Below are 18,496 nucleotides of genomic sequence, written 5' to 3' on the forward strand. Positions count from 1 at the left end.
TTAAGTCACCTCGTATAAATTTTTGTAAATCTTTACTATACGATCATTCCTCTCAGGCATCTTAAGAAGAGTGGTCAAAAATTTAGATCTTCTTTCTGCTATTCCTATACTTATGAATTCTCTCTCTTCATTGTATATTTTAACATAATCTCCTTTTTCAAAATCAGAGTACTCAATGATATTTGATTTATAAATTTGTTGACCTTTTAAAACTTTATCTCCATTGTTTACCACTACATATGGGAAATCAATACTATCGTCTAGAGATATCAATTTATCATATGATACCTCTTCCAAGCTTATTGCCTCATCTAAGGTAAATTTTCCACTCTTTAATCTGCAAAGCTCAACTGTGACAGCACCACATCCTAATTTATAGCCAATATCCATTATCAAAGATCTTATATAAGTTCCAGGACCAACTTCAACTACAAAACTGAATTCTGTGCCCTCCTGTTTGAAATTTGAAATACTATAAATTTGAACTTTCCTAGGTGGCAAATTGATTATTTTACCCTCTCTTGCATACTCATATAAACGTTTTCCCTTATATTTTTTTGCAGAATAAGCAGGGGGAACTTGAAGATACTCCTCTATAAAGGAAAACACAACTTCTTTGAGTGCATCAATATGCTCTTTGGTAACTTCATTTACCTCTCTTATTTCACTCTCAAGATCAAAAGTTTCAGTAATAATCCCTAGTTTCGCCTTTACATAATAAATTTTTCTATCATTGAAAAAAAACTCAAGTAACTTGGTCCCTTTATTTACCCCTAAAACAAGAACACCTGTTGCAAACGGATCAAGTGTTCCCGCATGACCTACCTTTTTTGTCTGTAATATATATCTCACCTTTTCAACTACTCCATGAGATGTTATTCCCTTAGGTTTATTAATTACTATTATCCCGCTTTTCATTAATCATCCTCGTTTGATTCATCGTCTTCAGGTTGATTTTCTTGCAATTCTTCTAATAACTTATTAATTCTAATACTAGCTTCAATACCCTCATCCTTGTGAAACCGAACTTCAGGCGCTTTATATATATGCATATTCTTTGCAATTAACGTTCTAAACATACCTTTTGCATTATTTAAAATTTCTACAATTGTATCAATATCTTCATCCAAAGAAGATACATAGACATCTAAATATGATTTATCTCCCGACAATTTTACAAAGTTTATATTTATCATTTTATCCTTGATTCGAGGATCTTTCAATTCAGAAAAACCTTTCATGATAATCTTCTTCATTTCTGATTCAAGCATTTCTTTTTTATAATGAGCCATTTTAGTTGCCTCCTAACAATTATTTTGAAAATCATATAACTCTCTGTTGAATCTATTATAGAATTCTTTTTTGTTAAAGGATTCGATGTATTAATACTTTATCAAACCGCTATTTATTGTATTTATCATTTAACTTAAATAAATCTTACGAGGCGTGGCCCGCAGGCCTTGAACCCAATTAAATTTAAGAACTTCGACTCTAAAACATTAACTTAAATATCTTTCATGTAAATAAATTCCTGAGATTTTTCTATAGTCCTTTTTAGGTCCTCTAAATAACTGTCATATTTATAATAATTCATTCCTAAATAGTTCCAGACTTCTGGCTCAGCAACAGGTATATTATAACACCCTGAAAAACCATAAAAAAGTAAATTAATCGTTACGTTTGCTAAATTCACAATGTATAAAATCTTTCTATTATTTTCATTCTTTAAATTAACTGGATCATTATGAAAAGCAACGGTATCAATTACAATCTCTGACATATTCCAGCTTTCGAACAATATTTTACCAAGTTGTTGATGACTGATAACTGATAAAAGCTGTTCCGCCTCAAAGAAAGATATCTTTTCATGCTGAGCAACCTTAACAACCATCTCAAAAATTTCTGGCATAATATGAGCCGTAACTATTTTTCCCAAATCATGTAAAATACCACACATAAAAGCCTCTTCTTTATCAGGAAAATTAATATATTTTGCCAAAAGCTCTGAAGCAATTCCAGTAGTTATTAAATGTTGCCAAAAATTATAAGTGTTAAAAAAAGGAAATTCCTTGTCGAAGTAATTTTCAACAGTAAAAATACTTAAAGCCAAATTCCTAACTGTTTTTAGTCCAAGTAAGTTAACAGCCTGACTTAATTTTGTAATTCTTTTAGGTAAAGAATAATAAGCAGAGTTAGCAAGTTTTAAAATCTTTGCTGTTAAGGTAGGAGATTGAGATATCGAAGTTATTAGCTCTTTCATATCTGCCTCAGAATCCAAAGATATAGAAATAATGTTTTGTACTAAAAACTCAGGCGTAGGTAACTCTTTAATCTTATTGGTAATTTCTTTTACATTATTTACTTCCATAATGATTCCTCATCAACTAAAATTTCTTTATCATGATTGATAAAATTATAACAAATTATATTAAAATTACATAAAAAGTTTCTATTAAATAACAATAAAATAGTAAGGGTATTAAACCCTTATTTTATGTTATTATTTATTCTTCAACAGCTAGCTTTTATCTTTTTATGATTCTAAATTTGCATTCTCATTATTTCTTTGTAAGCTTCGACTATTCTATTTGTTACCTCTGCTGTTAACTTTAAAGAAAGTGAAGCTTTTTCTGCAGATATCATTACCTGGTGTATATCGGTTATTTTTCCTGAGGCATAGTCAGCAGCTACTTTATCTGCATTTTTTTGCAAAGAATTCACTTCTTCAATCGCTTCTTTTAGCATTTCAGAAAAATCTAATTTTTTAGTCTCTTGTTTCTGTTTCTCAACACTAATATTCTCTGTACCAATACCTGGTATTTTATTAATTCCATCAACCACGATTTTCTACCTCCTATCTTCCAATATTAAGCGCAGCATTGTACATACTTTTAGCAGCGCTTACGACAGCTGCATTCATTTCGTAAGCCCTTTGGGCAGAAATCATATCTACCATTTCCCTCAAAACATTAACATTAGGATAACTAACATACCCTTCTTCATTTGCATCTGGATGATTAGGATCGTAAACCATCCTGAAAGGGGAGGGATCATCTTCTATAGATACAACCTTGACCCCCGCTAAATCGGGTTCGTTTTTTAAACTCTTATTTACTGCCTCTTGAAATACTACAGCCTTCCTTCTGTATGGTCCACCTTCTTCTGTTCTTGTTGCATCTGAGTTTGCTAAATTTTGTGATATGACATTCAACCTGAATCTTTCGGCAGACATACCACTTGAGGCAATATTAAAAACCTTAAACAAACCCTCCATCATTTTCCACCCCTTATAACCGTATCATAGCGTTGAATTGCATAAGTCATTAATCTAGATAAAGTATTATACTTTAATGTATTTTCTATCAAATATACAAATTCCTTGTCTGGATCAACATTGTTACCGTCATCTCTTAGAGATTTAGAATCATCTTCTTTTATATCAGCTTGAATTATTTCTAAAGATGAGGTATTATTAATATGTCTATCATTATTTGTTTTCAAACTTAAAATGTCATTTTCGTTCAAACATTTCTGTAATTCACTTTCAAAGTTTACATACTTTCTTTTGTAACCGGGAGTGTTATAATTAGATATATTTTGCGATATTACTGTTTGTCTTAAAGATAGAGCATCTAAAGTTTTTGGGATTAATCCAAAATTTATTTCATCAAACATATTAAAACTTCCTTCCTTAAATTGTGTGTAACTTATTTATCTATTTTGTCTCTGGTATATTATTCTATATAAATATGTTATTTTCCTAAAAATTCCCTTGCAAGGAGTTAAATTTATGAAAAAAATTTTATTAGTAGGTTATTATGGATACAAAAATTATGGCGATGATCTTCTATTAAATAGTTTCTTAAAGATTTTTGACGAAATGAAGTTTGATGGAGTGATTCTACTACCATTAGAAAATAAATTAGAATTCAGTAGTAATTATACATTTGATATACAAATCGTTCCGAGGTTCAATTTATACGAAATAAAAAAAGCTATTAAAGAGTCTGACTTAGTTGTTTTTGGAGGAGGTAATTTATTTCAAACAGAGACATCTTATAGGAGTTTCCTTTACTATTACTGCATAGCAAATGTTGCTGCAAAAGAAAACAAAACAATTCTACTACTATCTCAAGGATTCGGATCATTTAAAAAAAACAAGGGTGTTAAAAAACTGAAAAAAATTCTTTGTTATCCCAAACTTTATGGCATCCTTAGAGATAAAACTTCATATGAATTTGCAACAAAAATCAATAAAAACCTTTCTCTAGGTGTGGATATTGGACCATATGTTTTTTTTGATTACGAGTTCAAAAAAACAGACAAAATTGCGATTTGCTTAAAAGAAGACCATGATTTAGAACTTCTTATTAGTTTTCTTTCAACGTTTAGTAATTTCACTATATCAACTCTTGCTATAAATGCAAACCAAGATATCATGAAAAATTATGATTTCGTGGAAAAAATAAGAAAGAAAACTAACATGAAAGCTGATTTACCTATACACGACTTTCAAAAAATTACAGAAGAAATTGCTCAATCTAAAATTGTAATTTCTGACAGATTACATAGCTCTTTAGCAGGTATCTTTTTTGAAGCTAAAACACTTACTTACAATAACATAAAAAATCGTAGAGTTATAAAAAATATTAAGGAAGATTACTCTTTTTTTTACAAAAACACTTTTGAGATACCTTTTTGTTACTACGATTTGATTGATTCTAAGTATGATTTTAAAAATCTTTCAGCAATTTATAAAGATAAAATAGAAAAAACTGTTTTTGATATCAAAAAACTCATTCAAAGCGTCTTATGACCATTAGTTCTTCTGAATCTGTACATAGTACCAACACAATGTTATTATCAGGAGCTTCAACTGCAATAGGATATTTCTCTGTATCTAAATCTTGATAAATATCCTTATTTTTTATTATGTATAACTTATTTTCAATGTGTGAAATGGCGTACAAATATTCTCCATTTGGCGATACAGCAATATCGCTTATCGGAACTTCCTCTAATATTACTGAAGTCTGACCAGAAGACAGATCATAATAATAAATTCCTCCCATCAAAGAATTACCCACTATGTTCGCTTTGTAAAGTTCCAGTTTAGTTGTGTATTTCCCAAATTGAGCAACTTTAGGTTGGTTTTTAAACTCACTTTTATACAAAATTCCGTCATAATATGTGACAAAATAAATAACTCCTTGGTATCCTGCCACATCAACAGGATAAGAAATATTGTTGTAATTAATTATGTAGCTATTTTGATTTGGAATCAAAAAAAGGAGGTCAGTTAATCGAATATTGTTTTTATAATTTTCAAATAATGGAATGAAGACTTGAGTTCCTATATTTCTTATTAAAGGACTATGAACAGGTAATTCTACGGATTTTTTTATAAACATGTTTCTATCTATTAAATAGAATCGATAAGGATCTGTTGTTACAACATATAAATCATTGTTTATCAGTTTGATGTTAACTGGTTTTGCCTCTAAAAGCAATTTCCTTTCTACTTTATTATTTTTAATCTTTAATACTTCCCTTTTGTAATTATCAATAACATAAAAAAATTCTCCATCGTAAGCGCCCCCCATGGGGATAGTCGCTTCGGAAAATTCCGACTTTGCTAAAGTAAATATATCTATAAAACTTACTTTCCCTTCATAATCTGCTACAATTGCATAATTCCTTCCCAAATCAATATGAAAAGCTCTTTTACCTATTTCAAATTTAGCCACTTCTAAAAAAATATCATCGGACATCACAATTGATGCAAAAAATACCAAGCTAAAAAATAGAAAAAGTCGTTTTTTAGAAATTTTAGTCCTCTCCTTTAACAATATTTTAAATCGAAGAATAACGCTTTGGAAAATCTAAGAATCTAATTTCATACTTTTCACGCTTTTTATTAGATTCTCTTAGATTACCAGGGAAGGTTTCGCCATGTATCTTTTTCTACCAACCTGAAATCAAAAAAAGGAAACGAGGAAATACCGTTTATGCGACCGCTTTAATTCAAATTTTTATTTTTTAAAATTAAAATTTTTGCTATTATTTCTATTATTAAAATATTATCAACTCTCTTTTAAAGCACAAGAATCTTGTTTCTTTTATTAATAGACTTTAATATTTTATCATAAAAAAGGAAAAACTCAACTAAATAAAAACATCTTTGGTTAATCAAACTTCATACCTCTTAATGAGTTATCTAACTAACTTGAATAAACTATTAAAAAATGATATAATAAAAAATGATAGGCAATTTGTTGCTAAAATGACAGAGTTAAAATGTTTACTGGCTTAACCCTGGCTTAAAAATGCAGAGTGGAGGAAAAGTATGAAAAAATTAGTCGTAACTATTTTGATGGTAGCGCTATCTTTTACTGTTTTTAGCATTGAAATTGAGACTGTCAAGGATATCTATGTTTCTCTGATAAGAACTTACAACGGAGAAGAAGGAGAGGTGATAGAGGAGGAATTTCAGGATTTCATGAACGAACTGTATAATCTAGGCTTGTATAGATTTTATAGAACTCAAATGATAGGAAGTGCTGAATATATTGACAGACCTACTAATATTCAAACCTATCTTTCTCAAATTTATTCAAATCTCGAACCAAAATTTGAAACTATTGAGGAAAAGCTAGCCTTTATAGGATTTCTCGCTTATTTACAATCTGATCTTTCAGGCGATGCAATCACTCAAGAAACAATTAGATCCCTTCCTGCATATTTTACCACCGTCCAAAACTATAAGAAAGAATTAGAAAATGATGCTTTAACTTATTTTGGGAATGTGATAATTTTTTCTCTAGGGATTGTTAATGAAGCGCCTTACACCGCTATTCAGAGATTCCCATCAAACGCTAAGATAGACGATTTGAGTTTTTATATTTACCTTGGAGAACCTGACGAAACAATAGATCAAATAATATCTGAAAATAAAGAAAGCATAGAAAACGGCATAAGGCAACTCGCAGAATCAGGTCTCAGTGGAAGACAACTACAGATTGCTATAGACCAACTGTCATATAATTATGTTTCTCCTCTACTTAAAGAAGTGGATGATCAAATAAAACAACTCACTCAAATTTTTGTAACTCTTGGAAAAGGAGAAACACACTTAGAATTCATACGATTCTTTGTTTATGGTGGAGTAATTTTAATTTCATTTATTTTCTTCAAAAAATATTTGTGGGTTTCTGTTTTAGGCGTTTATTTATGTGAGTTTTTCTATGTTTTATTCTTTTACAACCCGATTAAAGATATTGTTTCTTCCTTTGCATACGGTAGTTTTATTATCCCGTTTGTGTTTATTTTCTGGTTTGTGATGTTATGTAGAAGCTTTGGGAAGAAAGTAAAACCTATTATGAAAGCTTTGAATGTTTCAATATTTTTTCTCGCGCTTTTTTTATTTGTATTACCCATGTACAACTCTCAAGATCTTCTGATGCAAGAAAATCAAGATTTCCATGACTCTATATTCGAAACACAGTTGTTAAATGATGTCGCTTTGTATTCACATTCACCTCTTAATAGAGCCAGTGAACAGTTAGTTTCTCTCTTGGGAAACGAATATACTAAAATAAACACATTTTATAGATCTTCTTTTGCCGACTTTTTAAAAGGCTTAACAAATTCCAATATTGTAAGCCAAATTCAAGCTGATAAACAAAGTGTTAAGGTACAAACCAACCGAGAAGGATTAAAAATTAATAATGTAGAAAGGTACAGAGGGTTACCAGCTAATTTTTCGAAAGAAATTAATAAAATGGTGACTTATTCTAAGACCTTACAAAAACGTATCAAAAAAGAACTCAATCATTTGGAAAACAGAATACAAAACGTTATTAAATATTCAGATTCGAAATTTGAAGAGGATGTCAGAAAAACGGTTACATCCGCACTCAAAAAGACAGACTTAACTGATCCTCTGATGTCTCAAATAGCTTCATTTTATACATTAGAAAAGGCTGACAAAATTAAATTAAAACCGTTCAATTCGTCATTCGGGACAAAAATTGTAACCCTGTTTTTTCTAGCTTTTTCTATGTTTCTTATCTTTGAAATAAATATCATGAAATACACTTCAGTTGCTCTAATGTATATTTCTAGTTTTTTAAGCTTTGTGAAACCACACAAACTCGAAGTAATAAGCCAAAGCGGTTATCCAACTTTAATATCTAAAAATTTTTCTATCAATTATATTTTCGGTGTTTTAATGTTAATTATAACAACTATAGCCCTTTTCACTCACTTACTTCACAAAAAAGAAAACCACTCACAACTAGAAGAACATACACAAATCACAAATCTAAGTCAATAATTACAACATAAATATTGCTTTAAACGTTCAAAATGTTTTACAAACACAGAAATCCCTTAAAAGGAGGTATTAAAAGTATGAAAAAACTTTTATCTTTTGTTTTAATAACTTTATTCGTAGTTAGTAGTTTTGCGTTTAAAGTTATCATGGTTACGGACGTTGGTGGGCTTGGAGACAAATCATTTAACGATGGTGCTTGGGCTGGCGTATTGATGGCTGAAAGATTACTACCCAATGTAGAAAAAAAGATCATAGTGTCTAACGAACAAACTGATTATATACCAAACTTAGCTCAAGCTGCTAAAGAAGGTGATGTTGTAATAGGGGTAGGTTTCATGATGGCAGATGCGATATACAACATAGCAACACAATATCCTGATGTTTTTTTCATCGGTATAGATATAGATCCTTCCCCTGATCAAGTCATTCCAAAAAACTTAGCTCTTTATTCTTTCAGTGAGCATGAAGCTGGATTTTTGGGAGGATACGTAGCTGCTTCTGTAACCAACTCAGGCATACTCGGCTTTGTAGGAGGGCAAGATCTACCGCCTGTTAAAAGATATGAAATAGGCTATAGAGCTGGAGTGGAGGCATACAATCAATTACATGACGCAAACGTTAAAGTAATAGTTGGATACACTGGAACCTTTGAAGAGCCTGCAAAAGGCAAACAAATGACACTTTCACAATATGGCAGTGGTGCAGATATAGTTTTTGCATGTGCTGGCGCAACAGGAAATGGTGTAATTGACGCTGCAAAAGAAACAGGGATGTCTTTCTATAATTTACCTGCTAATGCACCTTTAGAACAAGTTATAGACAAATATTTTGAAGAAGGAAAAGGTTATTTTGCAATAGGTGTTGACGTTGATCAAGATTATATGGCCCCAGGATACGTTTTATTGAGTATAACAAAAAAGATCGATATTGCAACCTATGAAGGAATAAGTAACGCACAATCACCAAGATATTTTCAATCTGGACATAAACTAATGGGTATAGCAGATGATGGTGTCGGTATTTCTCCAATGAAATATACAAAGGGATTAGTTTCAAACGAGATATTAGCCGAACTAGCCTATTTACAAAAACTTGCTAAAGAAGGTAGGATCGATATTCCTTCAACAGAAGCAGAATTAGCCACCCTTGATGTAAGCTATATCGAATTTCCGTTTTAATTTCATTTAATTAATTTTTAATCGAAGAAAGCGGGGCCTCCCGCTTTCTTCCTATAGTTTTATATGTTACTTGTAAAGTATGACAATTTAAGTCATATCTTTTTCATTCTTAAACCTTGAAAAATAATAAAAGACGATGTAGGAATCAAAACTATACTCAGAAAGGAGGTCGTACTTGTGTCAGAAGAAAATATCCAAGAAACACTCAAAGATTATGCCGTATATATGAAAAATATCACAAAAGTTTTTCCAAAGGTAGTAGCAAATGACAACGTAAATTTTGCGGTTAAAAAAGGCGAAATACACGCTTTGATAGGAGAAAACGGTGCGGGAAAGACTACTTTAATGAATCAATTATATGGGTTATATAAGCCAACGAGCGGCGAAATATACGTATTTGATAAAAAGGTTGATTTTAAAGGCCCCTCAGACGCTATAAAAGCTGGAATCGGAATGGTTCACCAACATTTTATGCTTGTTGATAATTTAACAGTCGCCGAAAACGTGGTTTTAGGATCAGAACCCAAAAAAGGTATCTTGTTTGACCTGAAATTTGCGAAAAAAGAAGTTAAGGAATTGTCCGAAAGATATGGTTTGAAGGTAGATGTGGACGCCAAAATTGAAGATATTCCTGTTGGAATGCAACAGAGAGTAGAAATTATAAAGACACTCTATAGAGGAGCCGATATCTTAATACTCGATGAACCTACTGCTGTATTAACTCCACAAGAAACTAATGAGCTATTTGAAATATTGAGGGCTTTAAAAAATGACGGAAAAACAATAATTTTTATTAGTCACAAGTTAAAAGAAGTTTTAGAGATAAGCGATACTATTACTGTTATGAGGCTCGGTAAAGTCACAGGAACTGTAAAAACTTCAGAAACAAATGAAAAAGAGCTAGCAAACATGATGGTGGGAAGAAATGTCGTTTTAAGTATAGAGAGACCTCCAACTACTCTTGGAAAATCTATAGTAAAAGTTGAAAACATTTGGGTAAAAGATAACAGAAAATTAGATGCAGTAAAAGATTTATCCTTTGAAATAAAAGAAGGAGAGATATTAGGAATAGCAGGGGTCGCTGGCAATGGTCAAACAGAACTTGCAGAAGCATTGTCAGGCCTTAGAAAAATTGAAAGTGGTAGTTATATGTTCAATGGAAAAGAAATAACAAATCTATCTGTAAGAGAGATTAGAGAACTAGGAATAAGTCATATTCCAGAAGACAGACAAAGAAGAGGTTTAATTCCAGAATTTCCTGTTTATTTCAATCTTATATTAAGTCAACATTATAAAGAACCGTTTGCAAATCGTGGATTTCTAAATTTCGATGAAATAAAAAAATATTCTCATAGTTTAGTTAAAAAGTTTGACGTGAGACCACCTGATATTTACAATTTAGCTGGTAACTTGTCTGGAGGAAATCAACAAAAAGTTATACTAGCAAGAGAGATAGGTTCTTCTCCCAAATTTATTATTGTATCTCAACCTACAAGAGGGCTAGATGTTGGAGCTATAGAGTATGTTCATAAAGAATTAATTAATTTACGACTAAACAAAGGGGCAGTTTTGCTAATTTCAATGGAATTAGAAGAAATTTTGTCTCTATCAGATAGAATTTTGGTCATGTATGAAGGAAGATCAATGGGAGAATTTGAAAATGGTGAATTAACAATTGAAGAAATTGGTTTAATGATGGCTGGTAAACGAATAGAAGAGATAAAAGTATTAGAGAAAGTATGATTATTAAAAAAATAAGGTAGGAAAGCGTAATATACCAAGAATAGGAGGCGTTAATAAGTGGCTTCAAAGTCAGAAGTTACAAATATGAGAAGTAAATGGATGTCTTTCTTAGTTCCTGCCTTAGCAGTCTTAGTTTCCTTATTAATTGGTGCAATAATTATTTTAGCTATTGGCCAAAATCCTATAAAAGCTTATGGTGTTATGTTAAAAGGTGCTTTTGGAAGTCGTGTTGCCTGGGCAGACAACATAACAAAAATGACAAGTTTGTTGTTAACAGGTTTAGCTGTGGGATTTGGTTTTAGGGCAGGAGTTTTTAATATTGGAGCCGAAGGTCAGATGGCAATGGGTGGAATATTTGCTATGATAATCGGTTTAAATTTGGGAAATGTACCTCCTGTTATAGCCATACCCTTAACAATTCTTGCTGGTATGTTGGGAGGAGCTTTTTGGGCTTCGATTGCTGGTTGGCTGAAGGCACAGACTGGCGCACATGAAGTTATTACAACAATTATGTTAAACTGGATAGCATATCATTTAACAAACTATTTAGTATCAGGCCCTTTTACAGTTGGTATAGGAATACCTAAATCACCCGAGATCGCAAAAAGTGCTCAGTTACCTCCACTACTGACAGCTCAAGCTTCAACTGTTCCATCAGGAATTATCATTGCTATTGCAGCTGCTATTGTAATTTATATCTTACTTGAGAAAACTACTCTCGGTTATGAAGCTAAAGCTGTAGGCTTCAACCCATATGCGGCAGAATATGGAGGCATTTCAATAAGTAAGAATATAGTTTTGACAATGGCTATTTCAGGAGCTTTAGCTGGTTTAGCTGGTGCTTTAGAAGTTATGTGTGTACACCATAGAATATTTGGAGCTTTTACAAGCGATAGAGGATTTGACGGAATTACGATCGCTTTAATTGGGCAAAATAATCCTATTGGAATAATTTTCTCTGCCTTCCTCATCTCTTCGCTAAGAGCTGGTTCTAACTCAATGCAAACAGTTGGAGTCCCTGATGATATTATAGTAATTGTTCAAGGAATTATTATATTCTTTGTTGCTGCTGATAGAATAATAAAAACTTGGATCATTAAAGCTTCTAAGCTTGGAAAAAACAAATCTTCTCAAACAATCAAAGGCGGTGAAGAAGCGTGACGTGGATTCAAGCTATATTTACTGCATTAGCTTCTCCCTTATTTTATAAATTGACTATTCTTTCTGCTCTTCCTTTAGTTTTCGCTGGAATTGGAGGAGTATTCAGTGAAATAACCGGAGTTACAAACATAGCATTAGAAGGGATTATGAAACTCGGTGGTTTTGTAGCCGCTGTTTTTATTTTTTATACTGGAAATCCTTGGATTGGGTTACTTATGGGAATGATCGGTGGTTTAGTTTTAGCCTTTTTACATGCTTACGTTTCTATTGAATGGTCTGCAAACCAGATAGTCTCTGCAACTGCTCTTATTCTAATTGCGCAAGGTACTGTAGGATTCTTAATGAAACCAATATTTGGTCAAGAAGGTCAAACAGATTTTCTCACAAAAATTCCTATGATAAAAATAGAGCCTTTGAAAAAAGTTCCGTTTATAGGTGAAATATTTGGAGAATTGAGCGCCTTCTTTTACATTGCGATAGGTGTAATTATATTTTCATGGTTTTTGCTATATAAAACACCTTTAGGTTTGAGGATGAGAGCTGTTGGAGAGAATCCTCAAGCCGCTGATACACTTGGTGTGAATGTAAAGGGGATCAGATACTTTGGAGTATTAATGAGTGGCGTACTTGCAGCATTGGGAGGAATGTACATAGCAATTGGAGATATAGGACAATTTCAAGAATTAATGCCTGCAGGCAAAGGTTTTATAGCTCTAGCTGCAATGATTCTGGGAAATTGGAATCCTGTAGGTACTATGTGGGCGGCTTTACTTTTTGGTGCAGCCGATGCTATGAATATTCAGCTACAAACCTTAATGGAACTTCCTTCAGAAACAAAAGCACTACTTAACTTGCTGCCTTTTGTTCTAACAATTGTAGTTGTTGGCGGTTTTATAGGAAAAACTAGAGCTCCAGCCGCAAGTGGAGTTCCATATGAAAAAGAATGATAAATTCTTCGATCATCATGTTTCAATTAACATGACTTTGAATAAAGCTTGGTAGGTTTGATCTAAAATGAACGATTATTTAGAACATTCATACTTCACAAATTATGATTTTTTGATAGGAATAGATGAAGCAGGTAGGGGTCCTCTTGCAGGACCTGTTTTTGTTGGTGCAGTAATTATTGATTCTCCGTCTGATCTCAAATTGTTGAGTACCTTGGGAAAAGATTCCAAATCATTAACTCCTAAAGAAAGAGAAAAAAGATATTTTCAATTAAAGCGTAATTTTAAATGTTATAGTTATTTTTCTTCATCAAAGACAATTGATCAAACAAATATTTTAAAAGCTACACAAATTGCCATGTCAGAGTTATTAAAAAATATAATTAATGGAGGGACTTATAAATATTTTACCCTCGTCGACGGAAAATTTTTTAATTTGCCATTTCAATATGAATGCATTGTAAAAGGTGATCAGAAATCTCATCTAATTGGAGCGGCCTCAATCATTGCAAAGTATGAGAGAGATCTCTACATGAACGACTTACATAATATATATCCTCAATATGATTTTGAAACAAACAAAGGTTATCCTACAAAGTACCACATAGAGAGTATAATGAAATATGGTATAATATCTGAGCATAGAAAAACTTTCAATCCTATAAAAAAATTTTTAAAAGAAGGAATTTTAAAAGTTTATTCAGAAAACAAAGATGAAAACATGTAAAATTACTAAGTTATAAAAGTTTTATATTTTCTAGTTATTACATCATAGTATAGGAGGAACTTTCATGAAAAAGAAAATAATTTTGTACTTGTTAGTCATTCTGTTTATTCCAACCTTATTTTTAGGTGAAATATTATACGAACCTCTAGATCAAGATGCTTTTGCACTTGTGAACAGCGAAAAGCTCAGTACTGAGTTGCTCAATTCTAGATCTCAAATCCTATACATTTTATTAGACTTAAAAACCTCTTATCCTGACTTTTATAATGAATTAACTAATACTGCAACAGGTGTTGAGTTCTTGAATACCTATTTATTTGATCAAGCCATGAAGATTGTTAATGAAGTTCTTTTTGTACAATTTGTTGAACAAAAAGGTGTTGATCTCAACAGGAATGATATTAAAAAAACTATTGAATCCAAATTTTCAGAAACTTTTAAAGAACTAGAAATTGAAGACGAAGAGATTGAAACATATCTTCTGTTTTTAGGGTACACTTCAAGAGTTAATTATATAGATGATGCTTTTTATTCAACCTTATACATTAATTCAATATCAGCTCTGTATAATAAAATTATTGACGAAATAGAAATCTCTGAAGAAGAAATTAAAGCTGAATACGAAAAAAATAAATCTAACTACATGTCTCCTCCTACTGCAGATATAAAAGTTTTAGTTTTTTCAAGTGAAGAAGAAGCTTCTTTTACTTATAGTAGAATAATTGATGGTTACTATACTTTTGATGAAGTTTATCGACAGTCAGAAAATCCTTTGTTAACAATCAGAATAGACGACGACACTAATCCTTTGGTGAAAATTATAAAAAGTAATCCATCTGGATATGTTTTCGGGCCAGTTTTATATGACAGCTTCGAAGGTACCTATGCTTTGGTTAAAATCGAAAAAAAGAATCCAGCTCGTGTTTTGACATATGAAGAAGCAAAGCTTCAAATCATTTTTAACCTAAAAGACAAAAAGGCTCAAGAATATTTTGATAAAATTTTGCCAGAAGAATTTCAAGAATTTCAGAATAAATCAACTATAATTATTAATTCATCATTGTTTTGAGGTGATTCAATATGCAAAAAATTGACAAAGAAACAGTATTTAATTCTCTAAAAGAAGTATACGATATAGAAATTGGTTTTGACATAGTCTCTTTAGGATTAGTATACAATGTCGAAGTTGATGATAACAACAATGTACATATATTATTGACCATGACTACTCCAATGTGTCCTTTAATTGGTTTAATTATAGAAAATGTTAAGGAAAAAGTTAAGGGACTTGAAAATGTAAATGATGTAGAAGTCGAACTTACTTTTGATCCTCCTTGGGATCCTTCAATGGCTAGTGATGAAGTGAGAATGTTGTTAGGATTGTGATAAAATGAAGCTAATTGAATTAATCTCTAGATTGAAAGAGGAGGCAAAAGTCTCCTCTTTTGACATTTTAAAAGTTCTTTCTCAAATAGAAGAAAAAGATATTTCTTTTTACTTAAAAGATAATGATATTGAAATAATCACAAAAACAGTTGAAAAAATGGAAAAATATTATCTAGAAGAATATCCTCTTGAATATTTAACAAACAAAGTAAGCTTTTTAGGATTGGATTTTTATGTTGACGAAAATGTTCTAATTCCAAGAATAGAAACAGAGGATCTCGTACTTCTGGCCATTGAATTAATAAAATCAAAAAAAATTAACAATGTATTAGATGTAGGAACAGGATCTGGCGTTATTGCTATTACAATAAAAAAGAACCTCCCACACGTAAACGTATGGGCAACTGACATCTCTCCAAGTGCGTTGGAAATAGCCAAAAAAAACGCCAAAAAAATAGGGGTTTTTATTAATTTTAAGCAGGGAGCCTTTATCGAACCTATAATTGAAGATTTATCAAAAATAGAGCTAATAATATCAAATCCACCATACGTCGAAACTACATACATAAATAAGTCCAAACAGTTAAAATACGAACCAAGAATCGCTCTAGATGGTGGAGTCGATGGTTTAGAATTTTTTAGAAAGTTAACACTTTATTCAGATAACCTAAAAGATAAAACATTGCTTTTTGAAACAAATGAATTTAATTCCACTCAAGCATCCAAAATCTTATCACAAATTGGTAAAACAAAAATTTTACAAGACTCATTCGGTAAGGAACGTTTTATTTTAGTTTCTAATCTTGATTGAACAAACTTAAAACCAACATTATTTCTCCTACCCCTATTTTAAGTTCTTTTCCTATCTCCTGAGGTGAAAGACCTTGTTCATATAATTCAATAATTTTTTCTTTCTTCTCAGAGCTTCTATTGGCATTAAATCTGTTTACATTAACAATAGATCCTTCTACATTTTCATTAAAAACACTTTCTTGCTTCTCTTCTTTTTTTTCTTCTATTACTTTTCTTTCTGATAATTTGTTTTTGATTGTTAGTTCTTCTTCAGGGGTCAATTTTTGCAAATGACTATAAATCTGCAACTCTGTTTCTCTATTAATAAAATTTATCAAATCTTTTGTTTCTACTTTGATTTCTCGAGACAACTCATAAACTCGCTTTCCCTTTCCAAAATTTTTTACATTCTTTTCAGCTCGCTTTTGAACGTTTATATTAGCAGGAGAATCTATATTCCGTTGTTTTTCTAACCTTTCTTCTCTTTTTTGCTCACTCAATTTGCTTTCAAGGTCGGAAAGCAAAGAATAAGTTTTCATGTAAGCTTCGTCAAGATCTTGAAGTAACTGGTCAACTATCTCTATTTTATTATCCAAAGCCCTTAATCTTGTCGAAGTAATCTTTTGAAATCGAGCTAAAAAGATATTACCATCTTCGGTAACATCTTGTTGATTTTTAATTTGATTTTCTTGAACTGTTTTAACAAACTTAAACAAAAAAAATATATTTATTAAAGATAAAGCTATTGAAACAATAACCAAGATATATAATATTACCAAAAGACTCTCTCCTTTGGCTATTTAATACTTTATTCAACAACAAACTTTACAGTAGGATATGAACGTGCTCCAAAATATGAATAAGCAATGGTGTTTTGTTCAATGTAATTTGGAGTGGGCTCTACACTCACAACTTCCCATTCTTCTGGAAAATGTATTGTCACAATAACATTCTCATTTTCACCACTTAAAAGTTGATTTGGCAATGAAAACTCAATCATTCCATCATCGTTTTTCACTACGAAACCTTTCAATCTTACTGTCTCATCTACATAAATAAATGGATAGTTTGAGTGAACACTAGAATCATATGATAGTACTTCAAAATCTCTTGGTATCTGCTTTTCCAAATTCTGTAAAGTTTCTTGAAACATTTTTAGTTTCTCTTCATCTGGTGTATTAAAACTTGAAACCAGAGTGTTAAAATCTTTTTCGCGTTCTACTTGTATATCGACTTTGGTATTAAAATCTAAACTGAGATCATCATAAATGTTAAAATCAATCACTCTTGATACGACATTAAATTTAGGTCTCATATTCCTGTACATAAAAAATTGAAAAATAGACAACCCTAAAAAAAATATTATAGTAATAACTATGAAATTGAAATTCTTGTTTTTTTGCTTCTTCTCAGTTTCTGCCATAAATTACCTCCTAATTATCTCACTTTATACTATATTAAAATTCCATGATTTTCTAAATATGCTAAAACTTTGTTAACTGATTGCTCTACACTCTCTTTATCAGTTTCTAAGATGAGTTCGGGATTGTCGGGTTCTTCGTATGGAGCTGAAATACCTGTAAAATCTTTTACTTCACCTCTCAGAGCCTTTTCGTACATTCCTTTTGGATCTCTTTGCTTTAGTACCGATATAGGGCATTTAACGTAAACTTCTATAAATTCACCCTTTTTTACTAAATTTCTAACCTTGTCTCTATCTTTCTTGTAAGGAGAGATAAAGGCTGTTAAGGCAATTAATCCTGCATCTGAAAATAATTTGGCAACTTCTCCAATTCTTCTAATATTTTCCTCCCTGTCTTCTGGTGAAAAGCCTAAATCTTTATTTAAGCCGTGCCTGATATTATCCCCATCTAAAACATACGCAAGTTTCCCTTTTTCAAAAAGCCTTCTTTCAACTTCACAAGCTATCGTTGACTTTCCTGAAGCTGATAATCCTGTGAACCAAACAATTACACCTTTTTGTCCTAAAAGTCTTTCTCTATCTTCTTTTTTTACTTTGCCTTCATGCCAAAATACATTTTTTGGTTTACTTTGATCCAATGTAATACCTCCATCAGTAAATTTAATTTTTCTTAAAAGCTTGATTTTTAGAAATTTTTTGACTTAAAAGCGAGTTGAGAGGGCTTCGCCCTGTAACCCTTTCAAATTATCTTAGATTTTAATTTAAATCAATTTTTAGAAATTTCTTGACTTAATAGAGAGTTGA

The 18,496-nt window shown here is 31.3% G+C and carries 20 protein-coding genes; 10 read left to right on the forward strand and 10 right to left on the reverse strand.

Going from position 1 to position 18,496, the window contains the following annotated elements; translation table 11 throughout:
* The 6 genes from truB to flgB form a co-directional block, all read right to left on the reverse strand.
* Positions 1-918 carry a tRNA pseudouridine(55) synthase TruB gene (truB, locus tag PKN74_RS02585; RefSeq protein WP_472308302.1) on the reverse strand — a complete coding sequence of 306 codons (918 nt, stop codon included), beginning with the start codon at positions 916-918 and terminating at the stop codon, positions 1-3.
* Positions 918-1,292 (reverse strand): 30S ribosome-binding factor RbfA, encoded by a 375-nt coding sequence (gene rbfA, locus PKN74_RS02590; RefSeq protein WP_472308304.1) that lies wholly within the window; start codon positions 1,290-1,292, stop codon positions 918-920. The genes truB and rbfA overlap by 1 nt, the downstream gene beginning before the upstream one ends.
* A gap of 212 nt (positions 1,293-1,504) precedes the next feature.
* Positions 1,505-2,368 (reverse strand): HDOD domain-containing protein, encoded by an 864-nt coding sequence (locus tag PKN74_RS02595; protein WP_472308306.1) that lies wholly within the window; start codon positions 2,366-2,368, stop codon positions 1,505-1,507.
* Between the two features lie 173 nt (positions 2,369-2,541).
* Positions 2,542-2,841, reverse strand: coding sequence for a flagellar hook-basal body complex protein FliE (gene fliE, locus PKN74_RS02600; RefSeq protein WP_472308308.1), 300 nt, complete (start codon positions 2,839-2,841; stop codon positions 2,542-2,544).
* A gap of 13 nt (positions 2,842-2,854) precedes the next feature.
* Positions 2,855-3,274, reverse strand: coding sequence for a flagellar basal body rod protein FlgC (gene flgC / locus PKN74_RS02605; protein WP_472308310.1), 420 nt, complete (start codon positions 3,272-3,274; stop codon positions 2,855-2,857).
* Positions 3,274-3,675 (reverse strand): flagellar basal body rod protein FlgB, encoded by a 402-nt coding sequence (gene flgB, locus PKN74_RS02610; protein ID WP_472308312.1) that lies wholly within the window; start codon positions 3,673-3,675, stop codon positions 3,274-3,276. The genes flgC and flgB overlap by 1 nt, the downstream gene beginning before the upstream one ends.
* A 115-nt stretch (positions 3,676-3,790) precedes the next feature.
* Here flgB and PKN74_RS02615 point away from each other — a divergent pair, with 115 nt between their 5' ends.
* Entirely contained in the window at positions 3,791-4,816 is a 1,026-nt protein-coding gene (locus PKN74_RS02615; protein WP_472308314.1) for a polysaccharide pyruvyl transferase family protein, read from the forward strand.
* Here the strand turns inward: PKN74_RS02615 and PKN74_RS02620 are convergent.
* The gene (locus PKN74_RS02620) at positions 4,797-5,771 is read right to left on the reverse strand and encodes a YncE family protein (protein WP_472308316.1); all 975 of its coding nucleotides are present in this window, start codon (positions 5,769-5,771) and stop codon (positions 4,797-4,799) included. The genes PKN74_RS02615 and PKN74_RS02620 overlap by 20 nt on opposite strands.
* 575 nt (positions 5,772-6,346) lie before the next feature.
* Here PKN74_RS02620 and PKN74_RS02625 point away from each other — a divergent pair.
* From PKN74_RS02625 to prmC, 9 genes are all read left to right on the forward strand, one after another.
* Positions 6,347-8,335, forward strand: coding sequence for a hypothetical protein (locus PKN74_RS02625; protein ID WP_472308318.1), 1,989 nt, complete (start codon positions 6,347-6,349; stop codon positions 8,333-8,335).
* A 77-nt stretch (positions 8,336-8,412) separates the two neighbouring features.
* Positions 8,413-9,513 carry a BMP family lipoprotein gene (locus PKN74_RS02630; RefSeq protein ID WP_472308320.1) on the forward strand — a complete coding sequence of 367 codons (1,101 nt, stop codon included), beginning with the start codon at positions 8,413-8,415 and terminating at the stop codon, positions 9,511-9,513.
* A gap of 225 nt (positions 9,514-9,738) precedes the next feature.
* The gene (locus tag PKN74_RS02635) at positions 9,739-11,256 is read left to right on the forward strand and encodes an ABC transporter ATP-binding protein (RefSeq protein ID WP_472308360.1); all 1,518 of its coding nucleotides are present in this window, start codon (positions 9,739-9,741) and stop codon (positions 11,254-11,256) included.
* Between the two features lie 84 nt (positions 11,257-11,340).
* Complete coding sequence (locus tag PKN74_RS02640; RefSeq protein ID WP_472308362.1) at positions 11,341-12,417, forward strand: ABC transporter permease; 1,077 nt, start codon at positions 11,341-11,343, stop codon at positions 12,415-12,417.
* A complete protein-coding gene (locus PKN74_RS02645) occupies positions 12,414-13,364 on the forward strand; it encodes an ABC transporter permease (RefSeq protein ID WP_472308322.1) in 951 nt (316 codons plus the stop codon). The genes PKN74_RS02640 and PKN74_RS02645 overlap by 4 nt, the downstream gene beginning before the upstream one ends.
* A gap of 67 nt (positions 13,365-13,431) precedes the next feature.
* The gene (locus PKN74_RS02650; RefSeq protein WP_472308324.1) at positions 13,432-14,091 is read left to right on the forward strand and encodes a ribonuclease HII; all 660 of its coding nucleotides are present in this window, start codon (positions 13,432-13,434) and stop codon (positions 14,089-14,091) included.
* A 64-nt stretch (positions 14,092-14,155) separates the two neighbouring features.
* Positions 14,156-15,160 carry a peptidyl-prolyl cis-trans isomerase gene (locus PKN74_RS02655; RefSeq protein ID WP_472308326.1) on the forward strand — a complete coding sequence of 335 codons (1,005 nt, stop codon included), beginning with the start codon at positions 14,156-14,158 and terminating at the stop codon, positions 15,158-15,160.
* Between the two features lie 11 nt (positions 15,161-15,171).
* Positions 15,172-15,477: a metal-sulfur cluster assembly factor gene (locus PKN74_RS02660; RefSeq protein WP_472308328.1), complete on the forward strand. Its 306-nt coding sequence runs from the start codon at positions 15,172-15,174 to the stop codon at positions 15,475-15,477.
* 4 nt (positions 15,478-15,481) lie between these two features.
* Positions 15,482-16,288 (forward strand): peptide chain release factor N(5)-glutamine methyltransferase, encoded by an 807-nt coding sequence (gene prmC, locus PKN74_RS02665; protein WP_472308330.1) that lies wholly within the window; start codon positions 15,482-15,484, stop codon positions 16,286-16,288.
* Here prmC and PKN74_RS02670 read toward each other — a convergent pair.
* From PKN74_RS02670 to cysC, 3 genes are read right to left on the reverse strand one after another with little or no spacing between them, the layout of a single operon-like run.
* On the reverse strand, positions 16,275-17,048 hold the full coding sequence (locus tag PKN74_RS02670) for a DUF6115 domain-containing protein (protein WP_472308332.1): 774 nt from the start codon (positions 17,046-17,048) through the stop codon (positions 16,275-16,277). The genes prmC and PKN74_RS02670 overlap by 14 nt on opposite strands.
* 29 nt (positions 17,049-17,077) lie before the next feature.
* The gene (locus PKN74_RS02675; RefSeq protein WP_472308334.1) at positions 17,078-17,692 is read right to left on the reverse strand and encodes a DUF4897 domain-containing protein; all 615 of its coding nucleotides are present in this window, start codon (positions 17,690-17,692) and stop codon (positions 17,078-17,080) included.
* A gap of 29 nt (positions 17,693-17,721) precedes the next feature.
* A complete protein-coding gene (gene cysC / locus PKN74_RS02680) occupies positions 17,722-18,330 on the reverse strand; it encodes an adenylyl-sulfate kinase (protein WP_472308336.1) in 609 nt (202 codons plus the stop codon).
* Between the last annotated feature and the right edge of the window lie 166 nt (positions 18,331-18,496).

Source organism: Defluviitoga sp., assembly GCF_035349255.1.
In the GTDB taxonomy this organism is placed as follows: domain Bacteria; phylum Thermotogota; class Thermotogae; order Petrotogales; family Petrotogaceae; genus Defluviitoga.

Excerpts from the sequence above, each read along its gene's own strand:
- truB (WP_472308302.1), bottom strand. The coding sequence starts at position 918 with ATGAAAAGCGGGATAATAGTAATTAATAAACCTAAGGGAATAACATCT.
- rbfA (WP_472308304.1), bottom strand. The coding sequence starts at position 1,292 with ATGGCTCATTATAAAAAAGAAATGCTTGAATCAGAAATGAAGAAGATT.
- PKN74_RS02595 (WP_472308306.1), bottom strand. The coding sequence starts at position 2,368 with ATGGAAGTAAATAATGTAAAAGAAATTACCAATAAGATTAAAGAGTTA.
- flgC (WP_472308310.1), bottom strand. The coding sequence starts at position 3,274 with ATGGAGGGTTTGTTTAAGGTTTTTAATATTGCCTCAAGTGGTATGTCT.
- flgB (WP_472308312.1), bottom strand. The coding sequence starts at position 3,675 with ATGTTTGATGAAATAAATTTTGGATTAATCCCAAAAACTTTAGATGCT.
- PKN74_RS02615 (WP_472308314.1), top strand. The coding sequence starts at position 3,791 with ATGAAAAAAATTTTATTAGTAGGTTATTATGGATACAAAAATTATGGC.
- PKN74_RS02620 (WP_472308316.1), bottom strand. The coding sequence starts at position 5,771 with ATGTCCGATGATATTTTTTTAGAAGTGGCTAAATTTGAAATAGGTAAA.
- PKN74_RS02625 (WP_472308318.1), top strand. The coding sequence starts at position 6,347 with ATGAAAAAATTAGTCGTAACTATTTTGATGGTAGCGCTATCTTTTACT.
- PKN74_RS02630 (WP_472308320.1), top strand. The coding sequence starts at position 8,413 with ATGAAAAAACTTTTATCTTTTGTTTTAATAACTTTATTCGTAGTTAGT.
- PKN74_RS02635 (WP_472308360.1), top strand. The coding sequence starts at position 9,739 with ATGAAAAATATCACAAAAGTTTTTCCAAAGGTAGTAGCAAATGACAAC.
- PKN74_RS02640 (WP_472308362.1), top strand. The coding sequence starts at position 11,341 with ATGAGAAGTAAATGGATGTCTTTCTTAGTTCCTGCCTTAGCAGTCTTA.
- PKN74_RS02650 (WP_472308324.1), top strand. The coding sequence starts at position 13,432 with ATGAACGATTATTTAGAACATTCATACTTCACAAATTATGATTTTTTG.
- PKN74_RS02655 (WP_472308326.1), top strand. The coding sequence starts at position 14,156 with ATGAAAAAGAAAATAATTTTGTACTTGTTAGTCATTCTGTTTATTCCA.
- PKN74_RS02660 (WP_472308328.1), top strand. The coding sequence starts at position 15,172 with ATGCAAAAAATTGACAAAGAAACAGTATTTAATTCTCTAAAAGAAGTA.
- prmC (WP_472308330.1), top strand. The coding sequence starts at position 15,482 with ATGAAGCTAATTGAATTAATCTCTAGATTGAAAGAGGAGGCAAAAGTC.
- PKN74_RS02675 (WP_472308334.1), bottom strand. The coding sequence starts at position 17,692 with ATGGCAGAAACTGAGAAGAAGCAAAAAAACAAGAATTTCAATTTCATA.